This is a genomic window from Burkholderia ubonensis (assembly GCF_902833085.1).
In the GTDB taxonomy this organism is placed as follows: Bacteria; Pseudomonadota; Gammaproteobacteria; order Burkholderiales; family Burkholderiaceae; genus Burkholderia; species Burkholderia ubonensis.
This window is the reverse complement of the sequence record NZ_CADFEB010000003.1, coordinates 293,025-315,448: the sequence shown is the minus strand read 5'-3', so window position 1 is coordinate 315,448 and position 22,424 is coordinate 293,025. Positions and strand designations below refer to the sequence as shown.

Sequence of the window (22,424 nt, the reverse complement as noted above, 5' to 3'; positions counted from 1 at the left end):
AGCGCCGGGAAGCTCGGCCCGGCACCGCCCCTCAGGCCAGCGCCGCCGAGCAGCGGACCACCACCTTGCCCAGCGCCCGGCGCTCGGCCAGCACGGCCAGCGCGTCGGGCGCCCGTTCGAGCGGAAAGCGCGCCGAGATGAACGGCCGGATCAGCCCGCGCTCGTAAAGCCCCATCAGTTCGCCGACGTTGCGCCGGTTCGCCTGCGCGTCGCCGCTCGCGAACGAGCCCCACAGCACGCCGATCATCTGGCCGGCCTTCAGCAGCACCAGGTTCAGCGGAATCCGCGGAATCCCGGCCGTGAAGCCGATCACGAGATACCGGCCGCGAAACGCGAGCGTGCGCAGCGCGGCTTCGGCGTAGTCGCCGCCCACCGGATCGCAGACGACGTTCGCGCCCTGCGGCCCGCAGGCCGCGCGCAGCGCGTCCTTGAACGCCTTCGCGGCCGCCAGGTCGAGCGGGCCGGCCGGACAGACGACGCCGGCATCGGCGCCGCGGCTCAGCGCGAGATCCACCTTCCGCTGCGACGACGCCACCGCCACCACGCGCGCGCCCATCGCCTTGCCGAGCTCGACGCTCGCCAGCCCGATGCCGCCCGCGGCGCCGAGCACCAGCAGCGTCTCGCCGGCGGCGAGCCGCGCGGCATCCTTGAGCGCATGCATCATCGTCGCGTAGGTCAGGAGCAGCGCCGACGCGTCGTCGAACGACATCGCGGCCGGCAACACGAAGCAGTCGCCGGCCGGCAGCGCGACCTTCTCGGCCAGCCCGCCGCGGTTGCCGGTCGCGCCGAACACGCGGTCGCCCACCCGCAAGCCGTCGACGCCGTCGCCCACCGCGTCCACCACGCCGGCCACCTCCGAGCCCGGCGCGAACGGCCGCTCGGGCCGGTCCTGGTAGCGATCGTGGATCACCAGCAGATCGGGATGGTTGAGCGCGCACGACACGATGCGCACGCGCACCTCGCCGGCTGCCGGCGTCGGCTCGGGCACCTCGTGCAGCACGAGCGTTTCGGGGCCGCCCGGGGTGGTGCTGAGGATTGCTTTCATGAAGTCTCCGTCGTGAGGGGGGCCGCCGCCGGCGCGGCGGGTTGCAGCAGGAAGCGGTCGAGCGCATCGAACAGCGCGTCGATCAGCGCGGCCTGCTCGGCCGCTGTCAGCAGCGTGTCGTTCAGCTCCAGCGAGCCTTCCAGCGCGTGACCGTAGTCGATCAGCCGCAGGTAGACGGTCGGCAGCGGGATCGGCCACGGCTCGCCCGCCGTGCGCGCGAGCGGCGGCGGCCAGGGCGGATCGGCCGTGTCGTCGGCCGGCGCGCCGGCGCCGGGAATCCGCACCGAGAACATGTTGATGGTCGCCGCGATGCCGCGCGGGTCCTCGATGCCGCTGCCGCCCGCGTGCAGCGGATGCCGCATCAGCGTCGGCACGCGCAGCATCATCGCGCTGTGCGATTCGATCTCGTTGGCCTTCAGGATCGACACGAAATCGGCGCCGGCGGGCGCGTCGATCTCGATCACGTCGCTGCAGACCAGGTAGCCGACGATGTGCGCGAGCTCCGGCGAGGTGCGCAAGTCGCCGACGCAGCGGACCGGGACGCGCGCGCTGCCGGACCAGCGCGCGAGCGCGACGCCGAACGCGGTCACCAGCGCGCTGAACAGCGAGGTGTGCAGGCGCGTGGCGGCCGCCTGGATGCGGCGCAGCTGCGCGGCGGGAATCACGAACTTGTAGTCGACCTTGGTGCCCGGCTGCCATGCGAGCGAGCGGCCCGTGACCGGCCCGGCCAGCTCGGGCAACTCGCGAAAGCGCCGCGCCCAGTAGTCGATCAGCGGCTTGCGCGCGGCGTCGGCCATCCACTCGCGCTCCCAGGCCGCGTAGTCGATGAACTGCGCGGCGCTCGCAAGCGCGCGCGGCGGATCGGCGAGCCGCGCGTCCAGTTCGGACAGGATCAGCAGCAGCGAGGCCGCGTCGACGATGATGTGATGGAACACGCAGAGCACGAGGCTCACGTCGGGCGCGAGCGAGACGATCCGCGCGCGCAGCAGCCACTGGCCGTCGAGCGGGAGCTGGCGCGACGCGTACTCGGCCGCCTGCGCCTTCAGCTCGGCCTCGAGTTCGGCGGGCGGGCGCGAGCCGTCGGCCTCGGCGAATTCGATCGGCAATGCGTCGGCGTCGTTGAGCGTGACGACCAGCCGGCCGTCCTCCTCGTGAAACGACGAACGCAGCGTGTGATGGCGCGCGACGATGCCGCGCAGCGCGTCGGCCACGCGTGCCGCCGGCGCGCCATGGAACAGCTTGACGAGCGGCAGCCGCTCCTGGTTCAGCTGGCGCGGCGGCAGGCCGTACCAGTGCCACCAGAGCTCCTGGAGCAGCGAGGGCCGCAGCGTGGCCGACGGCGCGATCGACACCGGGTCGAGCCGGCGCGCGGCCTTCGCGGCCAGATACGCGACGATCGCGTCGCGGCGCGCCGACAGCGCCGCGCGATCGGCGGCGGTGAGCGCGCCCCTGGGCGCGCGGAACGACAGCTCGCCGTCGACCAGTGCGAGCGCGATGCCGCGCGCCTGCAGGTCCGACAGCAGCGCGGGAAGCGTGGTCATGGGCCGCTCCGCGCTCACAGGCTCGCCGCCTCGGGCACCGGCATGCGCGCGAACAGCACGCCGTCGCGCTCCATCCGGTCGATCTCGTCGTCGCCGTAACCGAGTTCGGCAGCGATCTCGCGGTTGTGCTCGCCGAGCATCGGCGCGACGCGCATGGCCGGCGCGTCGATGCCGGAGAACCGGAACGGCACGTTCGGCAGCCGGATCGTGCCGAGCACCGGATGCTCCTGCTCGATCAGCATGCCGCGCGCGTGGACCTGCGGATCGGCGAGCACCTGGTCGATGCGCTGGACCGGCGCGGCCGGCACGCCGGCCGCCTCGAGCGCGGCGAGGCACGCTTGCGCGGTGTGCGCGCGCGTCCAGGCCTGCACCAGCTCGACGGCCTCGCGGCCGTGCGCGTTGCGGCTCGCCGCGTCGAGGAAGCGCGGGTCGTCGGCGAGCCCCGCGCCGCCGATCAGGCGCGCGAGCCGCCGCCACGCGTCGTCGACCTGCGCGGCGATCACCACGCTGCCGTCCCGGGTCGCGAACACGCCGTAGACGGTCGATTGCGGCAGGTAGTGGCCGCTGCGCGTCATGCGCTCCTCGCCGCCGCTCAGCGTGTGGCACTGCACCGCGTAGTCGTGCATCGCCACCATGCAGTCGTAGAGCGCGAGATCGATGTGCTGGCCGCGCCCCGTCGCATGCCGGCCCAGCAGCGCCGCGCAGACGGCCGCGACGCCGTGCGCGCCCGCGTACATGTCGGCCACCGGCATCCGGAACAGCGGCGGCGTGTCGTCAGGATTGCCGATCAGGTCCATCGCGCCGCTCATCGCCTCGGCGATCAGGCCGAAGCCGGCCTGCTGCGAGCGCGGCCCGGTCTGGCCGTAGGCCGACACCGAGCAGTAGACGAGGCCCGGATTCGACGCCGCGCACGCGTCGTAGCCGAGCCCGAGCTTCGCGAGCGCGCCGGGCCGGTAGTTCTCGACCAGCACGTCGGCCTCGCCGATCAGCTTCTTCATCAACGCGAGCCCGCGCGGGTCCTTCACGTCGACGCACAGGCCCTTCTTGCCCATGTTCTGCTGCAGGAAGTAGCCGCTCTCGCCGTTGATGAAGTACGGATGCGCGCGGCCCGCGTCGCCGCCGGTCGGCCGCTCCACCTTGATCACGTCGGCGCCGAGCGCGGCGAGACAGCGCGACACGTACGGCCCCGCGAGGAAATGCGTGTAGTCGACGACGCGGATGCCCTTCAGCGGTTGGGGTTGGGTTGACATGGGGTCTCCATCGATATCAGGGTGCGGGTTGCGTTGCAATCACCGCGGGAATCAGCGGATGAAACCTTCTTCGTACTCCGATGCATCGTCGTTGCCGGCCGACGGCGCGAGCGCCGCGAGCCGCACGATCGTCTCGCTCATGCGCGCGATGGTGGGCGCCTCGTACAGGTAGCGCAGCGGCAGGTCGATGCCGTGCCGCTCGCGCACCTGCGCGAGCATGCGCAGGCCCAGTTGCGAATCGCCGCCCAGCGCGAAGAAATCCTGGTGCCGGCCGATCTCGGGCAGGTCGAACAGCGCCTGCCAGATCGCCGCGAGCCCCGGCTCGATGCCGGCCGCCGGCACCGCCGGCGAATCGCCCGCGCACGGCGGCGCGCCGGATTCGGGCAGCGCCTCGTCGGGCCACGCGAGGCGGCGCGGCGGCGGCCCGTCGCGCAGCGCGTCCCAGTCGAGCCGGCCGCCGCGCGCCCAGATCAGCGCGACGTTTTCGAGGTCGCGCGACGCCCACAGCGCGCGCGCCATCGTTTGGGCGGCGGCGCCCGCCAGCAGCCGCGCGGCGCCCGCGTCGGCGGCCATGTCGCCGCGCAGGATCGTCACCAGCTCGCCGTGGCGGCCCGCCGTCACGCTGCGCGGCACGAGCGCGTCGGCCTCGTCGCGCGCCTGCAGGTAGTGTTCGAGGCCGGCCGCGAGATCGTCGAGGCGCCGCACCACGAACGCGGCGCGGCAGGTGGACGCGTCGCGGCACGATTTCAGCGTGTAGGCGAGATCGGCCAGCGTGAACGGCTCGGCGGGCGCGCCGTTCGCGAACGCGCGCAGCTGGCCGAGCAGCTGCCACGCGGCGCCGCGCAGCGCGTCGACGCCCGGCGCCGACAGCACGATGATTTCCGCCGTCTCGGCGGCCTGCAGGGTATCGATGGACATGGCGTCGTCAGGTTCGGTTGGAACGATCGGAAAACGGGAGAGCGCATTGCGGCGCGGCGGCGTCACCATGCGCGCAGGTACTGCTCGGGCACCTCGATCGGCACGCCGAGTTCGGCCGCCGCGCGGCGCGGGAAATACGGATCGCGCATCGATTCGCGCGCGACCAGCACCAGGTCGGCGTCGCCGCGCTCGATGATGTCGGCGCCCTGCCGGCCCGACGTGATCATCCCGACGGCGCCCGTCGCGATGCCGGCGTCGCGGCGAATCCGCGCGGCGAACGGCACCTGGTAGTCGGGGCCGACGGGGATCGTCGCGCCGGCGATGTTGCCGCCCGACGACGCGTCGATCATGTCGACGCCGTCTGCGCGCAGCCAGCCGCACAGCTCGACGCATTCGTCGATGTCCCAGCCGCCCGGCGTCCAGTCCGTCGACGACAGGCGCACCACCAGCGGCCGGGGCCGCGGCCACTGCTCGCGCACCGCGGCCACCACCTGGCGCAGCGGCCGCGCGCGATTCTCGAGCGCGCCGCCGTAGCGGTCGGTGCGCCGGTTCGACAGCGGCGACAGGAATTCGTGGAACAGGTAGCCGTGCGCGGCGTGGATCTCGATCACGTCGAACCCGGCTTCGAGCGAACGGCGCGCGGCGGCCGCGTAATCGGCGGCCACCTTGCGGATGCCGGCCTCGTCGATCTCGGCCGGCACGCCGTAGCCGGCGTCGAATGCCAGCGCGCTCGGCGCGAGCGGCCGCCAGCCGCGCGTGTCGGCCGGCAGCGGCCTGCCGCCCAGCCAGGGCAGGTCGGTGCTGGCCTTGCGCCCGGCGTGCGCGAGCTGCACGCCGATGGCGACGCCGCGCGCGCGCACGAACGCGACGATGCGCGCCCACGCGTCGCGCTGCGCGTCGTTCCACATGCCCGTGCAGCCGAACGTGATGCGGCCTTCGGGCGACACCGCGGTAGCCTCGGTGTACACGAGGCCCGCGCCGCCGACGGCGCGGCTGCCCAGATGCACCAGGTGCCAGTCGTCGGGGACGCCATCGCGCGCCGAGTACACGCAGATCGGCGAGATCGCGATGCGGTTGCGCAACGTGACGTTGCCCAGTTGGTACGGTGAGAACAGCGACATGGTCGAAGTACGGTTGGACACGTTGAAGGAATGGGCGGTCGGGGCGCTCATCGGTTCAGGTTCAGGTTCAGGTTCAGGTTCACGCTCACGCGCGGCCATCGACGACGTCCGGCTCGCGCGCCGCGTCCGCGTCCGCCTCGCCGAGCGCCGTGCCGGACAGCCAGTAGCGCGCGCGCTCGAACGGATAGGTCGGCAGCACGATGCGGCGCGCCGGCCGGCCCTCGCGCAACGCGAGCCACGGCACGTTGCCGCCCTGCACCCAGTGCAGCATCAGCCCCTCCAGGTTGCGTTCGGCCGCGAGCGCCTGCGCCATCGCGTCACCGGCGGCGCCCGACAGCAGGTTGCGCATCTCGAGCTGGTCCTGCACGTTGCCGTGATACATCGCGAGGTCCGCCGTGCCGGCCGGCATGCCGAGGAAACGCTGCAGCCCGTCGCGCAGCGCGTCGAGGCCGTCGACCAGCAGTGCGAGCCGGCAGTCCATCGCCTCGCGCCCGGTCTGCAGCGTGTGCGCGAGATTCGCGAGCGACGGCGCGCGGCCGCGATCGGCGAGCGGCGCCGCCGCGTCGCCTGCGCCATCCGCCGCGTCGCCGCGCGTCGCGAGCCATGCCAGCAGGCGGCGCGCCACTTCGGCCAGTTGCGCCGGCGTGCGCGCCGACAGCACGACGATCTCGGCCTGCGGCGCCGCCGCCGCGGCGGCCGGCGCCGGCTCCGCCGCGACCGGCTCGAACGCCTCGACGATCAGGTGCGCGTTCGCGCCGCTCGCGCCGAACGAGCTGACCGTTGCGCGGCGCGGCCGCGCCGGATCGGACGGCCACGCCGCCTGTCGCGCGAGCAGCCGGAACGGCGTGCGCGACAGGTCGACGTTCGGATTGAGCGGCTCGGTCTTGATCGACGGCACGAGCGTCTCGTGCTGCATCTGCAGGATCACCTTGGTGAGCTGCGCGATGCCCGACGCCGCCTCGGGGTGGCCGATGTTCGATTTCACGGTGCCGATCGGCAGCGTGCGCCCGTCGCCGGCGGCGCCGTCGAACACGCGCGCGAGCGCCTTCAGCTCGACCGCGTCGCCGAGGCTCGTGCCGTTGGCGGCCGCCTCGATGTAGCCGATCGAATCGGGCGAGATGCCGGCCTTGCGGAAGCTGGCCTCCATCAGGTCGACCTGGGCGTTCGCGTTCGGCGCGTAGTAGCCGCTCGAACGGCCGCCGTGGTTCACCGACGACGCCTTGATCACCGCGAGGATGCGGTCGTCGTCGGCCAGCGCGCGCGCGAGCGGCTTGAGCAGCACGGCGCCCACGCCCTCGGCCGGCAGGTAGCCGTCGCCGTCGCTGAAGCTGCGGCTGTCGGCGTGGCTGCCGACGATCTGCGCCTGGCTCAGCCCGACGTACTTGCGCGGATGCAGCGAGAGGTTCACGCCGCCCGCGATCGCCAGCGCGCAGTCGCCGTCGAGCAGGCTGCGGCACGCGTAATGAACCGCCGTCAGCGACGACGAGCACATCGTGTCGAGCGCGACGCTCGGCCCGCGCAGGTTGAAGAAGTACGAGGTGCGATGCGCGATCGCGTTGTACGAGGACAGCGCGGTGGCGGTGCGCTCGCCCTCGTCGGCCGCGAACGCGCCGTAGAGCTGGTACATCGCGCCGACGAACACGCCCACCTGCGCGCCGTACGCCTGCTGCATGCGCTCGCGCGTCTCGCCCGCCTCCTCGAGCAGGTTCCAGACCGTCTCGAGGAACAGCCGCTCCTTCGGATCGAGATACGCCGCCATCCTCGGCGAGATGCTGAAGAACGCCGGATCGAACGCGTCGACGCCGTCGATGAACCCGCCCCACGCGCTGTAGCTCTTGCCGGGCACGTTGCGGCGCCGGTCGAAACAGGCGTCGTGATCCCAGCGATCGGGCGGGATCGCCGTGATCGCGTCGTGACCGTCGCGCAGGTTGTCCCAGAATGCGCGCAGGTCGGCGGCGCCCGGGTAGCGGCCCGCGACGCCGATGATGGCGATGTCGTCGGCGCCCGCGCCGGCGGGCAGCGCCGGGCTGGCGGCGCGGCGCGGTTCGGCGGGGGGTGTGGCGGGTGTGGCGGGCGGGGTCGCGTTTGCCGCAGTCGCTGCAGTCGCTGCAGTTGCCGCAGTTGCCGCAGTTGCCGCAGTTGCCGCAGTTGCCGCAGTTGCCGCAGTTGCCGCAGTCGCCGAGGTAGCCGAGGTTGCCGCGGCGGCAGCCGGCGCGGAACTCGATGCGGCAGCCGCCCGAGGTGCCGCCCCCGCCGGCAGCGCGCCCACGCGTTCGGCCAGGAAGCCCGCGAGCGCATCGATCGTCGGATAGTCGTGCAGCACCGTGGTCGACAAACTGCACGCGAGATCCTTCTCGAGCTGCATGCGCAGGTCGATGCTCAGCAGCGAATCGAGGCCGAGATCGAACAGGCTCGCGCGGTCGTCGAGCGTGTCGGGGTGGTTCAGCAGCTTGCGGATCGCGTCGTCGAGGTAGCGCTTGAGCCGCGCCGCGCGCGCCGCCGCGTCGAGGGCCGCGAGGCCCGCCAGCAGCGCCGAGCCGCTCGCGCCGCCGGGCCGGCGCTCGGCGCGCGCGACCACCGCGTCGGACGCCGGGGACGCGCCGGCATCGACGAGTTCCGCGAGCAGCGGACGCAGCAACGGCATGCGGTCCTGGCCGGCCAGCGCGGCGATCCGCATCGGGATCAGCGCGAAATCGCCGTCGCGGTGCGCGAACTCGCGCGCGATCACTTCGGCGCCCTGCTCCTGCGGGATCAGGCCGATTGCCGCGTCGGCCCGCGCATCGGCATGGCCAGCGGCCATCCCGCCCCCCGCCCAGCCGGCCCAGCCGATCGCGAGGCCCGCCTGCCCGAGGCCGCGCCGGTACGCGGCAAAGCTGTCGAGGAACGCGTTCGCCGCCGCGTAGTTGGTCTGCCCCGGGTTGCCGAGCAGCGCGGCGGCCGACGAGTAGAGCACGAAGAAGTCGAGCGCACGTCCGTGCAGCGCGTGATGGAGATTGAGCGTGCCGTGCACCTTCGCGCCGAACACCGCGAGATAGCGCTCCCAGCTCTGTTCGCTGAGCACGCCGTCGGCGAGGCCGCCCGCCGAGTGGACGACGCCCTTGAGCGGCGGCAGGTCGCGCAGGCACTCGGCCAGGCGCGGCGCGAACGCCGCGCGATCGCCCACGTCGGCCGCGAGCGGATGCAACCGCACGCCCATCTCGCGCAAGGCGGCGAGCGCGGGGTCGCCGTCGCCGCGCGCCGGATCGCGGCCCGCCAGCACCAGGTGCCGCGCGCCCTGCCGCGCCAGCGCCGTGGCCGTCTCGACGCCGAGCTGGCCGAAGCCGCCCGTGATCAGGTAGCTGGCCTCGGGATCGATGACGGGCGCCGGCGACGCCGGCAGCGTCGCGCGCCGCAGCCGCGCCGCCAGCAGGCGGCCGCCGCGGATCGCGTACTGCGCTTCGTCGCCGTCCGCGTGGATCGCCTGCACCAGCAGCGCGGCGTCCGCGCGGCCGTCGCGGCAATCCGGATCGAGGTCGACGAGGCGCGCCGGGCGGCGCTGCTCGTTGACGAAGCTGCCGACCAGCCCCCAGACGAGCGCGGCCAGCGGCGCGCTCACGCGCGTCTCGCCGGCCGGCTGGCTGCCGCGCGTGACGAAATGCAGCGCGAGCTCGCGCCGGCCCGGCGCGAGCGCGGCCTGGCAGAGCCACAGCGGCAGGCGCGCGCAATCGCCGAGCGATGCGGCGAGCGACGCATCGAGACCCTCGCCGGCCGCCTCGGGATCGAAGCCGTCGAGCGACCAGCCGTAGATCACGCCGTCGAGGCCGCCGTCGGCCGCGGCGCGATCGAGCAGCGCGCCGAAGCCGTCCGCATCGGCGGGCGCCGCGTCGCGGCCGAGCACCGACACGCGATGGCCGCGCGCGGCCAGCATCGTCGCGAGCGCGGCGCAGGCCGTGCCGCCGTCGGCCAGCAGCAGCCAGTGGCGCGCGGCTGGAGTGGCCGGATTGGCCGGATTGGCCGGAGTAGCCGGAGTAGCCGGAGTGGCCGGAGTAGCCGGAGTAGCCGAAGTGGCCGGAGTAGCCGAAGTGGCCGGAGTGGCCGACGTGACGGCCGCGGCCGGCACCCAGTGCTTCGCATACAGCCAGTCCGCCCAGGTCTCGGCCGGGCGCGCGACAGCACCCGTGTAGCGCGTCGTCTCGAAACGGTCGATGCGCATCACCGGCTCGCCCTGCATGTCGACGATCGTCAGCGTCGCGTGCCGGGTGGAGCGCGCGGCGCCGTCGTCATGCACGTCGACGCGGCACCAGATCAGCTCCGGCAGCGGCCGGTACAGATGAATCCCGCGCATCGCGGCCGGGATCAGCAGCTCGCCGCCGGCAGCGGGCGGCGCCGCCGCCGAAATCGCCTGCAGGCATGCGTCGAGCAGGATCGGATGGGCGCTGTAGCCGTCGAGCGACTGGTCGACGCCGGGCGGCAGCGCGATCTTGGCGAGCGCGCCGCCCGCGCCGCGCGACAACTCGAAGATGCCCTGAAAGTCGGCTTCGTACTCGAGCCCCACCTGCGCGATCTCGTGATAGTGCCGCCGCACCGGCACCGTCTCGGCGCACGCGGCGCGCCAGGCGGCCGGATCGGCCGCGGGCGGCGCGGCTTCCTCGTCGGGCCCGATGCGCGCCCGCGCATAGAGCGTCCAGCCCGGCGCGCCGCGCGGCCGGCCATGCAGCTCCACGCGCCCTTCGGCGGGCCGCAGGTGGCAATAAAGGTCGAGCGGCTCGTCGCCGAGCACGCAGCGGTTCGGCAACTGCAGCTCGTCGATGAGGAGCGGCCGGCCCGGCCAGCATTCGCGGCCGGCCGTCGCGATCACGTCGAGCTGCGCGCTGGCCGGCAGCACGATCTCGCCGAGGATGCGGTGCGCGGCCAGGTGCGGCAGCGCCGCGAGCGACACCTCGCCCGAGAAATTGCGCGCGCCCGACGGGCACGCGAACATCGTGCGCAGCACCGGGTGCGCGACCGGCTCGCCGGCCAGGCCGGTCGCGAGCGCCGGCATCCGCGCGGCCGCCGCGCCGGCCGCGCGGCCGACGGTGCACGGCAGCGCCGCATCGAACGAATAGCCCCAGTCGGTCCACACGCGTTCGCGCTGGAACGGATAGCCGGGCTGGCTCTGGCGGCGCGGCGCCTGCTCCTCGAACACGCGCGCCCAGCGCACCGGCAGGCCCGCCATGTAGGCCTGCGCGAGAAAGCTCTCGAGCGGCCGGGCCGCGTCGCGATTGGTGCGGCCGTGGATCCAGCGGAACAGGCGCGTGTCGGCCGCGTCGCCGAGCCGCAACGCGAGGCCCGCGCCCAGCTCGACGACGATGCCGTCCGCGTCGTCGGGCCATGCGTCGTCCGCGAGCGGCGGCACGCCGCCGGCCGCCGGGCCGCCGTCGCGCTGCCAGAGCGCGGGCACCTCGCCGTCGCCGAACGTGCTCGCGAACGCGCAGCGCGCGCGGCCCGCCTCCAGGCCGGCCGGCACCGCGCCGCCGGCCGCGAGCAGCAGCGCGGCATCCCAGTCGACGAGGCCCGCGACCGCCGCCGCGAGATATTCGCCGGCGCCGTAGCCGCGCACGCGGGCCGGCTGCAGGCCGAGATGGATCAGCAACTGGGCGAGCGCCCAGCGGTGCACCGTATGCGGCAGCGTCGCGTTCGCCGCCGGGCCGCCGTCCGTGCCGTCCGCCGCGCCGTCGCAGAGCCGGCGAAACGCGGCGGGCCCGTCCGGGAAGCGTGCCGCGAGGCAGGCCCACGCGTGCTCGACGCGTTCGCGGTAGAAACCGCGCCGCGCGTGCAGCGCCCGCGCGACGCCCCAGTCGACGTCGGCCGCGCCGCCGATCACCCACTCGGCCGCGCACGACTTCGGCACCGGCGCGCTCGGATCGCCGCCGGCAACGTCCAGGTATTCGCGCAGGCACGCGCGCAGGTCGTCGGGCGTCTCGAAGGTCAGCGCGATCCGGCAGGCGCCGTCGCCGCGGCCCACCGCGGCGGTGTAGCAGAGCGCCGCCGGATCGGGCGCGGCGTGGCGCGCGAGCGCGTCGTCGAGCCAGCCGAGGTAGCGGCCCGCGTAATCGACGAGCGCGGCGCCCGACGGCGCGGCGAGCCGGAACAGGTGGAGCGGCGCTGAATCGGCAGCCCCTGCGGAAGCCCCCGCGGATGCGTCCGCGTCGACGGCCGGCGCATAGGCCTCGACGATCAGGTGCGCGTTGGTGCCGCTGAAGCCGAACGAGCTGACGCCGGCCAGCGCGCGCCCGTCGGCCGGCATCGCGACGGCGTCGGCCGCGATGCGCAGCCGCTCGGCGTCGACGCGGATCTGCGGGTTGATCGTCTCGAAATGCAGGTTCTTCGGCACCACGCGATGGCGCACCACCTGGATCGCCTTGTGCAGGCCGCCGATGCCGGCCGCCGATTCCATGTGGCCGAGATTCGATTTCAGCGCGCCGACCACCAGCGGCGCGCGCTCGCCGGCTTCGTGCACGTAGCTGGCCTCGAGCGCGCGCAGCTCGATCGGATCGCCGAGCGAGGTGCCGGTGCCGTGGCATTCGACGAAGCCCACCTCGGCCGCCGCCACGCCCGCGTCGGCCAGCGCCGCCGCGATCACGCGCCGCTGCGCCTGGCCGCTCGGCGCGGTCAGGCCCTGCGTGCGGCCGTCGTGATTGACCGCCGAGCCGCGGATCAGCGCCAGGATGCGGTCGCCGTCGCGCTCGGCGTCGGCGAGGCGCTTGAGCAGCACCAGGCCGCACCCCTCCGAGCGCACGTAGCCGTCCGCGCCCGCGTCGAACGTGCGGCAGCGCCCGCTCGGCGAGAGCATCTGCGAACGGCACGCCACCACCGTGCCTTGCGGCGACAGGATCAGGTTCACGCCGCCCGCGAGCGCCGCGTCGCATTCGCCGCGCCGCAGCGCCTGCACGGCGAGGTGCACGCCGACCAGCGACGACGAGCAGGCCGTGTCGAGCGCAAGCGTCGGCCCTTCCAGCCCGAACGTGTAGGCGAGGCGCCCCGCCGCGCAGCTCTTGGCGATGCCCGAGCCGATATAGAGGCTGGCGGCCTCGAGCGGCCCCTGCAACTGGCCGTAGTCGTCGTTCATGATCCCGACGTAGACGCCGGTGCGGCTGCCGGAGAACGTCTCCACCGCGTAGCCGGCGTCCTCGAACGCCTCCCACGCCACTTCCATCAGCAGCCGGTGCTGCGGATCGATGTGGATCGCCTCGTCGCGCTTGAGCCCGAAATGCGCGGGATCGAACCGGTCGATCGCGTCGAGCAGCCCCATCGCGTCGCTGTAGATGCCGCCGGGCCGATGCGGATCGTCGCTGAGAAAGCGCTGCATCGGCCAGCGCTCGGTACGCATCGTGCCGATGCCGTCGCGGCCCGTTTCGAGCGCGGTCCAAAGCTGGTCGAGCGAGCCGATCCCGCCCGGGTAGCGGCAGGCCGCGCCGACGATCGCGATCGGCTCGCGGCGCGCCTGTTCGAGCGCGTGGTTCGCGGCCTTCAGGCGCTTGATTTCGTTCAGGCTCTTCGCAAGGAGCTGCTGGATGTCTTGCATGTTCCGGATTCCTGGAGATTGCGGTTAGTCGTCGCCCATCTCTTGCCTGAGCAGCGCGGACAGCTCGTCGATCGGCAGCGCGGCATCCGCCTGCCCGGCCGCGCCCGCCGGCTCGTGCGGCACACGCGCCGCCGCGAGCCGTTCGAGCAGGTAGCCGGTCAGGCTCGCCACGCTCGGGTAGTCGAAGATCGTGTCGACGTGCAGGTCGAGCGCGAAGCACGCGTCGAGCCGGTCGCTGAATTCGACGGCCGACACCGAATCCATGCCGAGATCGAAGAACGGACGTTCGTCGGAGACGGCGCCCGCGTCGATCTTCAGGAACCGCACGAGCAGGTCGCGCACGAGCGCCGCAACCACCTGCTCCTGCGCGTCGGGATTCAGTTGCGCGAAATCGTCGGGCAGCGCGGCGAGGTTGTCGTCGGGGGCCGTCTGCGCGGGGGGCCTTTCATGTGCTTGGTGCGCTTCGTGCCCTTCGTGCGCTTCGTGCGCTTCGTGCGCTTCGTGCGCTTCGGTCGCCGCATCGCGATCGTCCGCCGGCAGCGCGGCGCGGCGGAACCGCGCCTGCTCGATCACCGCGAACACACGCTCGTGCTCGTCGACGAGCGCGAGGTCGTAGACGAGCTCGCCTGCCGCGCCCGCGTCGGGCAGATGTCGCACGACGCAGCTGAAGCGCTCGCCCGCGGGCCAGCCGGCGATCGACACGCGCCGCAGCGCGAACGGCAGGTAGCTCGCGCCCGCTTCGCCGTCCGACGCGCGGTCGATCGCATTCACGGCTTGCAGGCACGCGTCCAGCACGCGCGGATCGACGGCGAAGGCCGAGTCGATCGCGCGGATCTCCGCCAGCGCGCGGCCGGCGTCGCACGCGAGCCGTTCGATGCGCCGGTAGCTCGGGCCGAGCCGCAGTTGCGGCGGCAGGCGGTCGCGATAGAACGCGTCGCCGTCGTGGCGTTCGGCCGCCTGCTCGCGCAGCGCGCGCAGGCTCGCGAGCCAGGCGTCGGCCTGCGCCTGCGTCGGGCCGCCCTCCGCCGCAAGCTTCGCGACCGTCGCGAACGGCTGCGCGGCGCGCTCGGCGGTGGACCAGTCGTGCAGCGACGCGCGGCCGTCGGCCCCGATCTCGAGTTGCGCGTCGAGCCGCGCGCCGAACCGCAACGGCCTCAGGAAGCGCGCGTCCTCGAGCGTGACGCCGCGCGCCAGCGCGTCGCGGCCGAGCGCATGCAGCACCAGCGCGAGCGTGCCGGCCGCGGGCAGCACGTTGTCGCGGCCGAGGCGATGCTCGTCGAGGAACGGATGACGCTCGCGATCGAGCGCGAATTCGACGTAGCGGCTGCCGTCGCGCGCGGAGACGAGATCCGCGGCGACGATGCCGGCCGAAGCCGGCGCCGGTGCCGGCGTGGCCACCGGCTCGGCCGGCGTCTGCGGCACCCAGTAGCGGCGCGCCGGGAACCGGCTGGCCGGCAGCTCGATGCGGCGCGCGCGCGACGGCTCGAAATACGCATGCCAGTCGATGCGCTGGCCGTGCGCGGGCAGCGCGGCCACCAGCCCGGCGAGCCCGCCGAGCGGGCGGCCGTCCAGCGCGCAGGACGGCAGGACGACGACGGCCGGCACGCGCTGCGTCCCGCGCGCCGGCGCGTGAGCCCGGCAGGCCCGCGCGGCCGCCTCGTTCAGCTCGACCGGCCACGACGGCACCGGCTCGAACGCGAGCGCGACCTCGCTCTCGCGTTCGCCCAGTTGCGCCAGCGCATCGCGCACGGCCTGCGCGTCGTCGGCCACGAGGCCGTCGAGCATCGCGTCGGGATCGAGCGCGCCGCCGAGCGCGGCGGCCACGAAGCAGAGCGGGCCGCGCGCATGAATGCGCTCGGGCTGCACGCCGAGGCGCTGCAGCAGCCGTCCGAACGCGTAGACGAGGATCGCCGCTTCGAACGCGGCGGCGTCGCCGAGGCACAGCGCGCGGCCCGTGGTCGGCGCCCGGCCGCGCGCGCGCAGCCCGTCGACACACGCATCCACCGCGTCGCGGAACGCCGGATAGAGGTCGTAGAAATGCACGGCGCGCGCCGCCCAGTCGGGCCGCCCGCCGTCGCCGAGCCGCCATTCGAGCGGCGCGGACGCGGCCGGCCGGTCGAACGCCGGCCCGGTGCCGGCCGCCAGCGCCAGCAGCCCGTCGCGCAGTTGCGCGGCCGAGCCGGCCGGCAGCACCGCCTGCACCGCATGGCCCGCGCGCGACACACTGAGCGTGTAGGCGACGTCGGCCGCCTCGGCGCCGTTCGCGAGCGCCGCCGCGTAGCGCGCGGCGTCGGCCGCCAGCTGCGCGCGATCGACCTGCGAGAGCATCGCGAGCGGCACGAAGCCGGCCGGCGTGTCGGGCAGCGTCACCGGCGCGACGTACTGCTCGACCAGCAGATGCGCGTTGGTGCCGCTCAGGCCGAACGAGCTGACGCCCGCCACCAGCGGCGCCGCCGCGTGCCAGCCGCGGCGCTGGCCGACCACTTCGAGCGCGCCGCGCGCCCAGTCGAAATTGGGCGTCGCGCGCCGGTAATGCAGATGCGGCGGCAAGGTCTCGTGCCGCATCGACAGCAGCACCTTGATCAGCCCCGCGATGCCGGCCGCCGCCTCGGCATGGCCGATGTTGGTCTTGACCGAGCCGAGCAGCAGCGGCGTCTCGCGCGGCGTCCTGCCGTACACGGCCTGCAGCGCGTTCAGCTCGATCGGGTCGCCGAGATGGGTGCCGGTGCCGTGCGCCTCGACGTAGGACACGCGCTCGCGGCCGATGCCGGCGTCGGCCAGCGCCTTCTCGAGCACGCGCTGCTGCGCCAGCCCGTTCGGCACCGTCAGGCCGCCGGCGCGCCCGTCGTGCGCGACCGCGCCGCCGCGGATCACGCCGACCACCGGGTCGCCGGCCGCGACCGCGTCGGCCAGGCGCTTGAGCACCACCACGCCGCAGCCCTCGCCGCGCACGAAGCCGTCGGCATCCGCGTCGAACGTGCGGCAGCGCCCGCTCGGCGACAGCATCCCGCCCGCGCATTCGAGCACCAGCGGCTCGGGCGTCAGCTGCAGGCTCACGCCGCCGGCCACCGCCATGTCGCAGGCGCCCGAGCGCAGCTGCTCGCAGGCGAGCTGCACGGTGACGAGCGACGACGAGCAGGCCGTGTCGATCGTCATCGCCGGCCCCATCAGGCCGAACGCGTGCGCGATGCGGCCCGACACGATGCTGTTCGCGGAGCCGGTGCCGACGTAGAACGCATGCTCGCGCACGTGCTGCGTCAGTTGCAGGTAGTCCTGCGTCATCACGCCCATGAACACGCCCGTCTCGGAGCCGCCGAGCGAGCCCGGATCGATGCCCGCGCGCTCGAACGCCTCGTAGCAGACGTCGAGCAGCATGCGCTGCTGCGGGTCCATCAGCTCCGCCTCGATGCCGGCAATGCCGAAACGCTCGGGATAAAACTGGTCGACCGTGTCGACGAAACAGCCTTCGTCGACGTAGGCCTTGCCCGGCTTGCCCTTCTCGCTGTCGTAATACCGCGCGTGATCCCAGCGCTCGGGCGGAATCGGGCCGGCCGTGTCGACGCCGTTGGCGAGCAGCTCCCAGAACGCTTCCGGCGAATTCGCGCCGCCCGGGAAGCGGCACGCCATCGAGACCACCGCGATCGCGCCGTCCGCGGCGTCGCGATGGGCATCGAGCGCCCCGGCTGGCGGCGTGGCAGCGGCCGCGCGCGCCGGCGCGTCGACCGGGGCCGAGGCCGGGGGCGCGTCGGCGCGCGGCGCCTGCCCGGCCAGCGCGCCGAGCAGGAATTCCGTCAGCGCCGCGACGCTCGGCTGGTCGAACAGCAGCGTCGATTCGAAGCTCTGCCCGAAGCGCCGCTCGAGCGTGCCGCGCAGGTCGATCGCGAGCAGCGAGTCGAGCCCCTGGTCGAACAGGCTGGCCTGCGCGTCGATCGCGCCGGGACGCTTGAGCAGGGCGCCCGCCGTCTGCGCGAGATAGTCGCCGAGATGACGGCGACGCTCGCGCACGCTCATCCGCAGCAGGCGCGCGAGCCACGCGTCGCCCGCTTCGGCGGCCTCGCCTGCGCCGTCACGTTCACCATCCCGCGCCGCATCGGCCGCGCGCGTGCCGGCGGCGGAAGGCGCGTCGGCCAGCAGTTCGGCGAGCAGGCGCCGCACCTGCGGCTGGCGGCTCGCGTCGACCGGCTGGCGCAGGTTCAGCGGCAGCACCGCGAGCTGCGTATTGGCGCAGCCGAACTGGCGCGCGATCACGGCCGCGCCCTGCTCCGGCGCGATCACGCCCGCGATCGAGCCTTCGGCGCCGAGCCGCGCGCCGACGTCGCGCGCCGCGGCCGCGCCGATCTCCGACCACGCGCCCCAATCGAGCGCGACGGCGGGCACGCCCTGGCCGCGCAGATACCACGCGAACGCGTCGAGGAACGCGCTCGCGGCGGCGTGATTGGCCTGGCCCGGATTGCCCATCAGCCCGGCCGCCGACGAATACAGCACGAAGAAGTCGAGCGCGCGCGCATCGAGCAGCCGGTGCAGCAGCAGCGCGCCGGCCATCTTCGGCCGCAGCACGCGCAGGTAGCGCTCCCAGCTCTGCTGGCCGACCACGCCGTCGTCGAGCACGCCGACCGAATGCACCACGCCGCGCAGCGGCGGCACCTCGGCCGGCACGCTCGCGAGCGCGTCGCGCAGCGCCGTTTCGTCGCCGACGTCGGCCACCAGCGCATGCACGGCGACGCCCCGTTCGCGCAACCCGGCGAGCGCGGCCTCGGCCGACTCGGGCACGCGACGGCCGAGCAGCAGCAGGTGCCGGGCGCCCTGCGCGGCGAGCGCGCGGGCGGTCTCGATGCCGAGCGCGCCGAAGCCGCCAGTGATCAGGTAGCTCGCGTCGCCCGACACCACGGGCGCGCCGGCCTCGGCCAGCGTCGCCGCGCGCAGCCGCGGCACGAACCACGCGTCGCGGCGCACCGCGATCTGGCATTCGTCGCGCTGCGCGAGCGCGCCGAGCAGCGCCGGGCCGACCGGCTCGTCGCGATCGACGTCGACGATCCGCGCGAACCGCGCGTTCTCGTTCACGAAGGCCGGCAGATGGCCCCACAGCAGCGCCTGCAGCGGTTCGGTCACGCGGCCCTCGACCGGTTGCGCGCCGGCCGTCACGAAGCTTGCCTGCAGCTCGCGCCAGCGCGGCAGCAGCAGCGCCTGGCACAGCGCGAGCGGCTCGCGCAGGTATGGCTCGGCCGCGGCTTCCGGATCGGCCGCGTCGAGCGTCGCGGCGCGCGCCGACCATGCATGGACGATCTCGGTCACGGCGCCGTGCGCCGTTTCGATTGCGTCGAGCCGGGCGGCGAAATCGTCGCGTTCGAGCGGCGCGCGCCGCGTTTCCTCGTCCTCGTCCGCGCCCACGACCGACACGATGCGCCCGCTTTCGCGCAACGCCGCCACCAGTTGCGCGGACCAGTCGTCGGCATCGGCGAACACGACGCAGTGCCCGCCCGCGCGCGCGGCCGCCTTGCGCGCGACGATCACGCTCTCGGTGCGGCCGGCCTCGGGCGTCGCGAGCGCCGGCTCGAAGCTCTGTTCGCGCAGCACGCGGTCCCATTGCGCCGCGTCGAGCAGCGGGCCGTCCTCGCGCAGTTCGGCATCGGTGAAGCCCCACCAGCCCGGCGTGAGCCCGAAGGTCACGTCGAGCCACGCCTGCGGCTCGGTCACTTCGCGCAGGATCAGCATCCCGCCCTCGGCGAGGCACTCGGACAAATGCGCGAGCGAGGCCGCGATGCCGGCCGTCGCGTGCACCACGTTGACGGCGATCACCACGTCGAACGCGCCGGCGTCGAAGCCCTGCTCGCCCGGCGGCGCCTGGAGGTCGAGGCTGCGGTAGGTGACGAACGCGTCGCCGGCGAACTTGTCCTCGGCGCGGTGCAGGAAGTGCGCGGAGACGTCGGTGAACACGTACTCGGCGGCGCGAGCGCGCAGCACCGGCAGCACGCGGCTGGTGGTCGCGCCGGTGCCGGCGCCGACTTCCAGCACGCGCAGCGGCCGGCCTTCGGGCAGCGCGTCGGCGAGCCGCGCGACCAGCGCCGCGATGCGATCGTTGAGCGCGAGGCTGCCGGCGCTGTCCTGGTAGACCGATTCGACGTCGGCCGCCTGCGCCGGCTCGAACAGCAGCGTCAGCGCGCCGACCCGGCCGCGCAGCACGTCGGCGAGCACCTCGCCGCAACGCACCAGCAGGTCGAGCTCGCGCGTTTCGCCGCCGAGCTCGCGGCGCAGCTCGGCCTCGAGTTCGGGCGTGCTGCGCGTGGGCACGGGCAGCGTGTCGCGCAGCGCCAGCAGCCGGCGCACCAGCCGGTGATGGGCGGGCGCGATGCGGTACTGCGACTCCAGCGCCTGCGGCGACGGCAGGCCCGCGCGCAGCCGGGCCGGCGTCAGGTCGAGCGCGTCGAGCGCGCGCCGGACGTAGCCGGCCGCGATCTCGTCGAAGCCGCGCCGCACCGTGGCGGAGACCACGCGCGACGCGGCGCCCTCGTCGGGTCCGAGCCCCGCGACGAGCGCCGCCGCCGCGAACGGGAAACCGGCCGCGCGGCGCGCGCGCGACGGCATCCATTGCCGCTCCAGCAGCCAGTCGCGCCACGCGTCGGCCGCCGGGCGCGGCCGGTAGCGCGCCGCGTCGAAGCGTTCGACCGACACCACTTCCCGGCCGTCGTCGTCATAGACGCGCAACTGCACCGAGAACGTGTCGCGCTCGCGCAGGTAGTCGTGCAGCTGGGCGTCGTCGGCCCAGGCCGGCGCCGGCCCGACGATGCGGGCCGCGCACCAGATCGTGGCTGCCCGGTGCCCGGCGTCCTCGACGCCGTGCAGCGCGGCCGGCACGAACAGGCCCCGCGCGCCGCCCGGGTCGCCGTCGCCGGCGGCCGCGGCGCCGATCACCTGGAAGCAGGCGTCGAGCAGCACCGGGTGCAGGCCCGGGCCGCTCCAGCCGCCCGTCAGCGCGGCCGGCCGCACGATGCGGCCGAGCGCGACGCCGGGGCCGCGCCACAGGCCGTCGATCGCGCGAAACGCCGGGCCGTACGCCACGCCGGCCTCGCGCGCCGCGCGCCGCAGCGCGTCGGGCGACACGGGCTCCGGGCAGGCGGCGCGATCGGCCGCCGGATCATGGCGCCGCGCGCCCGGCGCGCGCGCGGCGCGCACGCTCGCGCGCACGTGGTGGTGCCAGTCGTCGCGGCCGGCGCGGCGCGTCAGGATGTCGACGGCCACCGTGTCGCCGCTGCGCGCGCCGACGCGGCAATAGAGGCCGAGCGGCGCGTCGTCGAGCACGCAGGGCTGCAGCAGGCTCATCTGCTCGATGCGCGCGGCCGCGCCGAGCGCCGTCGCGCACGCGTGCGCGACCATGTCGACGAAGCAGCTGGCCGGCAGCACGACGTCGCCGGCCACCACGTGATCGCGCAGGAACGGCTGGCGCGCGAGCGACAGCTCGCCCGCCAGCAGACAGCCGCCGTCGGGCTCGTTCATGCTGGTCGCGAAGAACGGATGGCGCACCGGATCGAACAGCGCCGGCAGCGCGCCGGCGCGCGCCGTCATGTAGTCGGGCAGCCAGTAGCGGCGGCGCTCGAAACGGTGCGCGGGACGCGCGGGCGCGCCGTCCGCGCCTTCGTCGCCGCGCGCGAGCAGCAGGTGCGCGTTGGTGCCGGTATAGCCGAACGAACTCAGCGCGACCAGCGCGGGGCGCCCTTGCGGCCACGCGGCGGCGGTGCCCTTCGGAAACAGCAGGTGCTCGCTCAGGCCGTCGAAATGCGGGTTCAGCGCATCGAGATGCGCGACGGGCGGCAGGCGGTCGTGCCGCAGCAGCTGCACGAGCTTGATCAGCCCGGCGATGCCCGCGGCCGATTCGCCGTGGCCCATGTTGGCCTTCACGGCGCCAAGCGCGAGCGGCGCGCGGCGGCCCTCGGCGCGGCCATAGACGGCGTCGATCGCCTGCACCTCGACCGGATCGCCGAGCGGCGTGCCGGTGCCGTGCGTCTCCAGGTAGCCGACCTCGGCCGGGTCGACGTGCGCACGCGCGAGCGCGTCGCGCATCACCTGCACCTGCGCCGGGCCGTTCGGCGCGCTCAGGCCGTGGCTGCGGCCGTCCTGGTTCACCGCCGAGCCGCGGATCACCGCCAGCACGGCGTCGCCGTCGGCGCGCGCGCGCGACAGGGTCTTGAGCAGCACCAGCCCGCAGCCCTCGGCCCGCACGTAGCCGTCGGCCTCGTTGCCGAAGGTATTGCAGCGCCCGCGCGCGGACAGCATCCGCGCGACGCAGGCGCCCACCGCCGTCTCGGGGCTCAGCAGCAGGTTCACGCCGCCCGCGAGCGCCATCGAGCATTCGCCGAGGCGCAGGCTCTGGCTGGCCAGGTGCACGGCGACCAGCGACGACGAGCAGGCCGTGTCGATCGTGATGCTCGGCCCCTTCAGGCCGAACACGTAGGACAGGCGGCCGGCCGCCGCGCTCGGCGCGCTGCCGGCGCCGACGTACGGGTTCAGGTCCTCCGCGCGGCGGATCAGCCGCGCGTAGTCGCTGTTCATCTGGCCGACGAACACGCCGATGTCGGCGCCCTTCACCGACTTCACGTCCAGCCCCGCGCGCTCGAGGCAGAACCAGGCCTCCTCGAGCAGCAGCCGGTGCTGCGGATCGATGTAGGGCGCCTCGTCCTCGGAGATGCCGAACGCGGCCGGCTCGAAGCCGTCGATGCCGTCGAGCAGCCCGAAGCGGCGCGTGTAGATCCGCCCCGCCTCGCGCGCGTCGTCCGCATGCCAGGCGTCCATGTCCCAGCGCTGGCCGGTCATCGTCGCGACCGTATCCGCGCCGTCCTCGATCGCGCGCCAGAACGCGTCCGGGTCCGCCGCGCCGGGAAACCGGCACGACATGCCGATGATCGCCACCGGCTCGTCGACGCCGGACTCGAGCTCGCGGATGCGCCGGTCCTGTTCCTGGATCTTGCGGATCGAGCTTTTGAGCAATGCCTTGTAGTCGTTCAACTCGGACTC

7 protein-coding genes are annotated in these 22,424 nt (G+C 74.3%); all 7 read right to left on the bottom strand.

Annotated elements, in window-relative coordinates:
• Nucleotides 1-31: 31 nt before the first annotated feature.
• A complete protein-coding gene (locus HWX31_RS08920; protein ID WP_174958565.1) occupies nt 32-1,045 on the bottom strand; it encodes an NADPH:quinone oxidoreductase family protein in 1,014 nt (337 codons plus the stop codon).
• A complete protein-coding gene (locus tag HWX31_RS08915) occupies nt 1,042-2,586 on the bottom strand; it encodes a condensation domain-containing protein (RefSeq protein ID WP_174958563.1) in 1,545 nt (514 codons plus the stop codon). The genes HWX31_RS08920 and HWX31_RS08915 overlap by 4 nt, the downstream gene beginning before the upstream one ends.
• A 14-nt stretch (nt 2,587-2,600) precedes the next feature.
• A complete protein-coding gene (locus tag HWX31_RS08910) occupies nt 2,601-3,836 on the bottom strand; it encodes a CaiB/BaiF CoA transferase family protein (RefSeq protein WP_174958561.1) in 1,236 nt (411 codons plus the stop codon).
• Nucleotides 3,837-3,887: 51 nt separating this feature from the next.
• Nucleotides 3,888-4,754, bottom strand: a complete 867-nt coding sequence (locus tag HWX31_RS08905) for a phosphopantetheine-binding protein (protein ID WP_175933901.1) — start codon at nt 4,752-4,754, stop codon at nt 3,888-3,890.
• Between the two features lie 62 nt (nt 4,755-4,816).
• On the bottom strand, nt 4,817-5,875 hold the full coding sequence (locus HWX31_RS08900) for an NADH:flavin oxidoreductase/NADH oxidase (protein ID WP_174966205.1): 1,059 nt from the start codon (nt 5,873-5,875) through the stop codon (nt 4,817-4,819).
• A gap of 85 nt (nt 5,876-5,960) precedes the next feature.
• The gene (locus tag HWX31_RS08895) at nt 5,961-13,418 is read right to left on the bottom strand and encodes an SDR family NAD(P)-dependent oxidoreductase (RefSeq protein WP_175933900.1); all 7,458 of its coding nucleotides are present in this window, start codon (nt 13,416-13,418) and stop codon (nt 5,961-5,963) included.
• A 24-nt stretch (nt 13,419-13,442) separates the two neighbouring features.
• Nucleotides 13,443-22,415 carry a type I polyketide synthase gene (locus HWX31_RS08890; RefSeq protein WP_175933899.1) on the bottom strand — a complete coding sequence of 2,991 codons (8,973 nt, stop codon included), beginning with the start codon at nt 22,413-22,415 and terminating at the stop codon, nt 13,443-13,445.
• Nucleotides 22,416-22,424 lie beyond the last annotated feature (9 nt).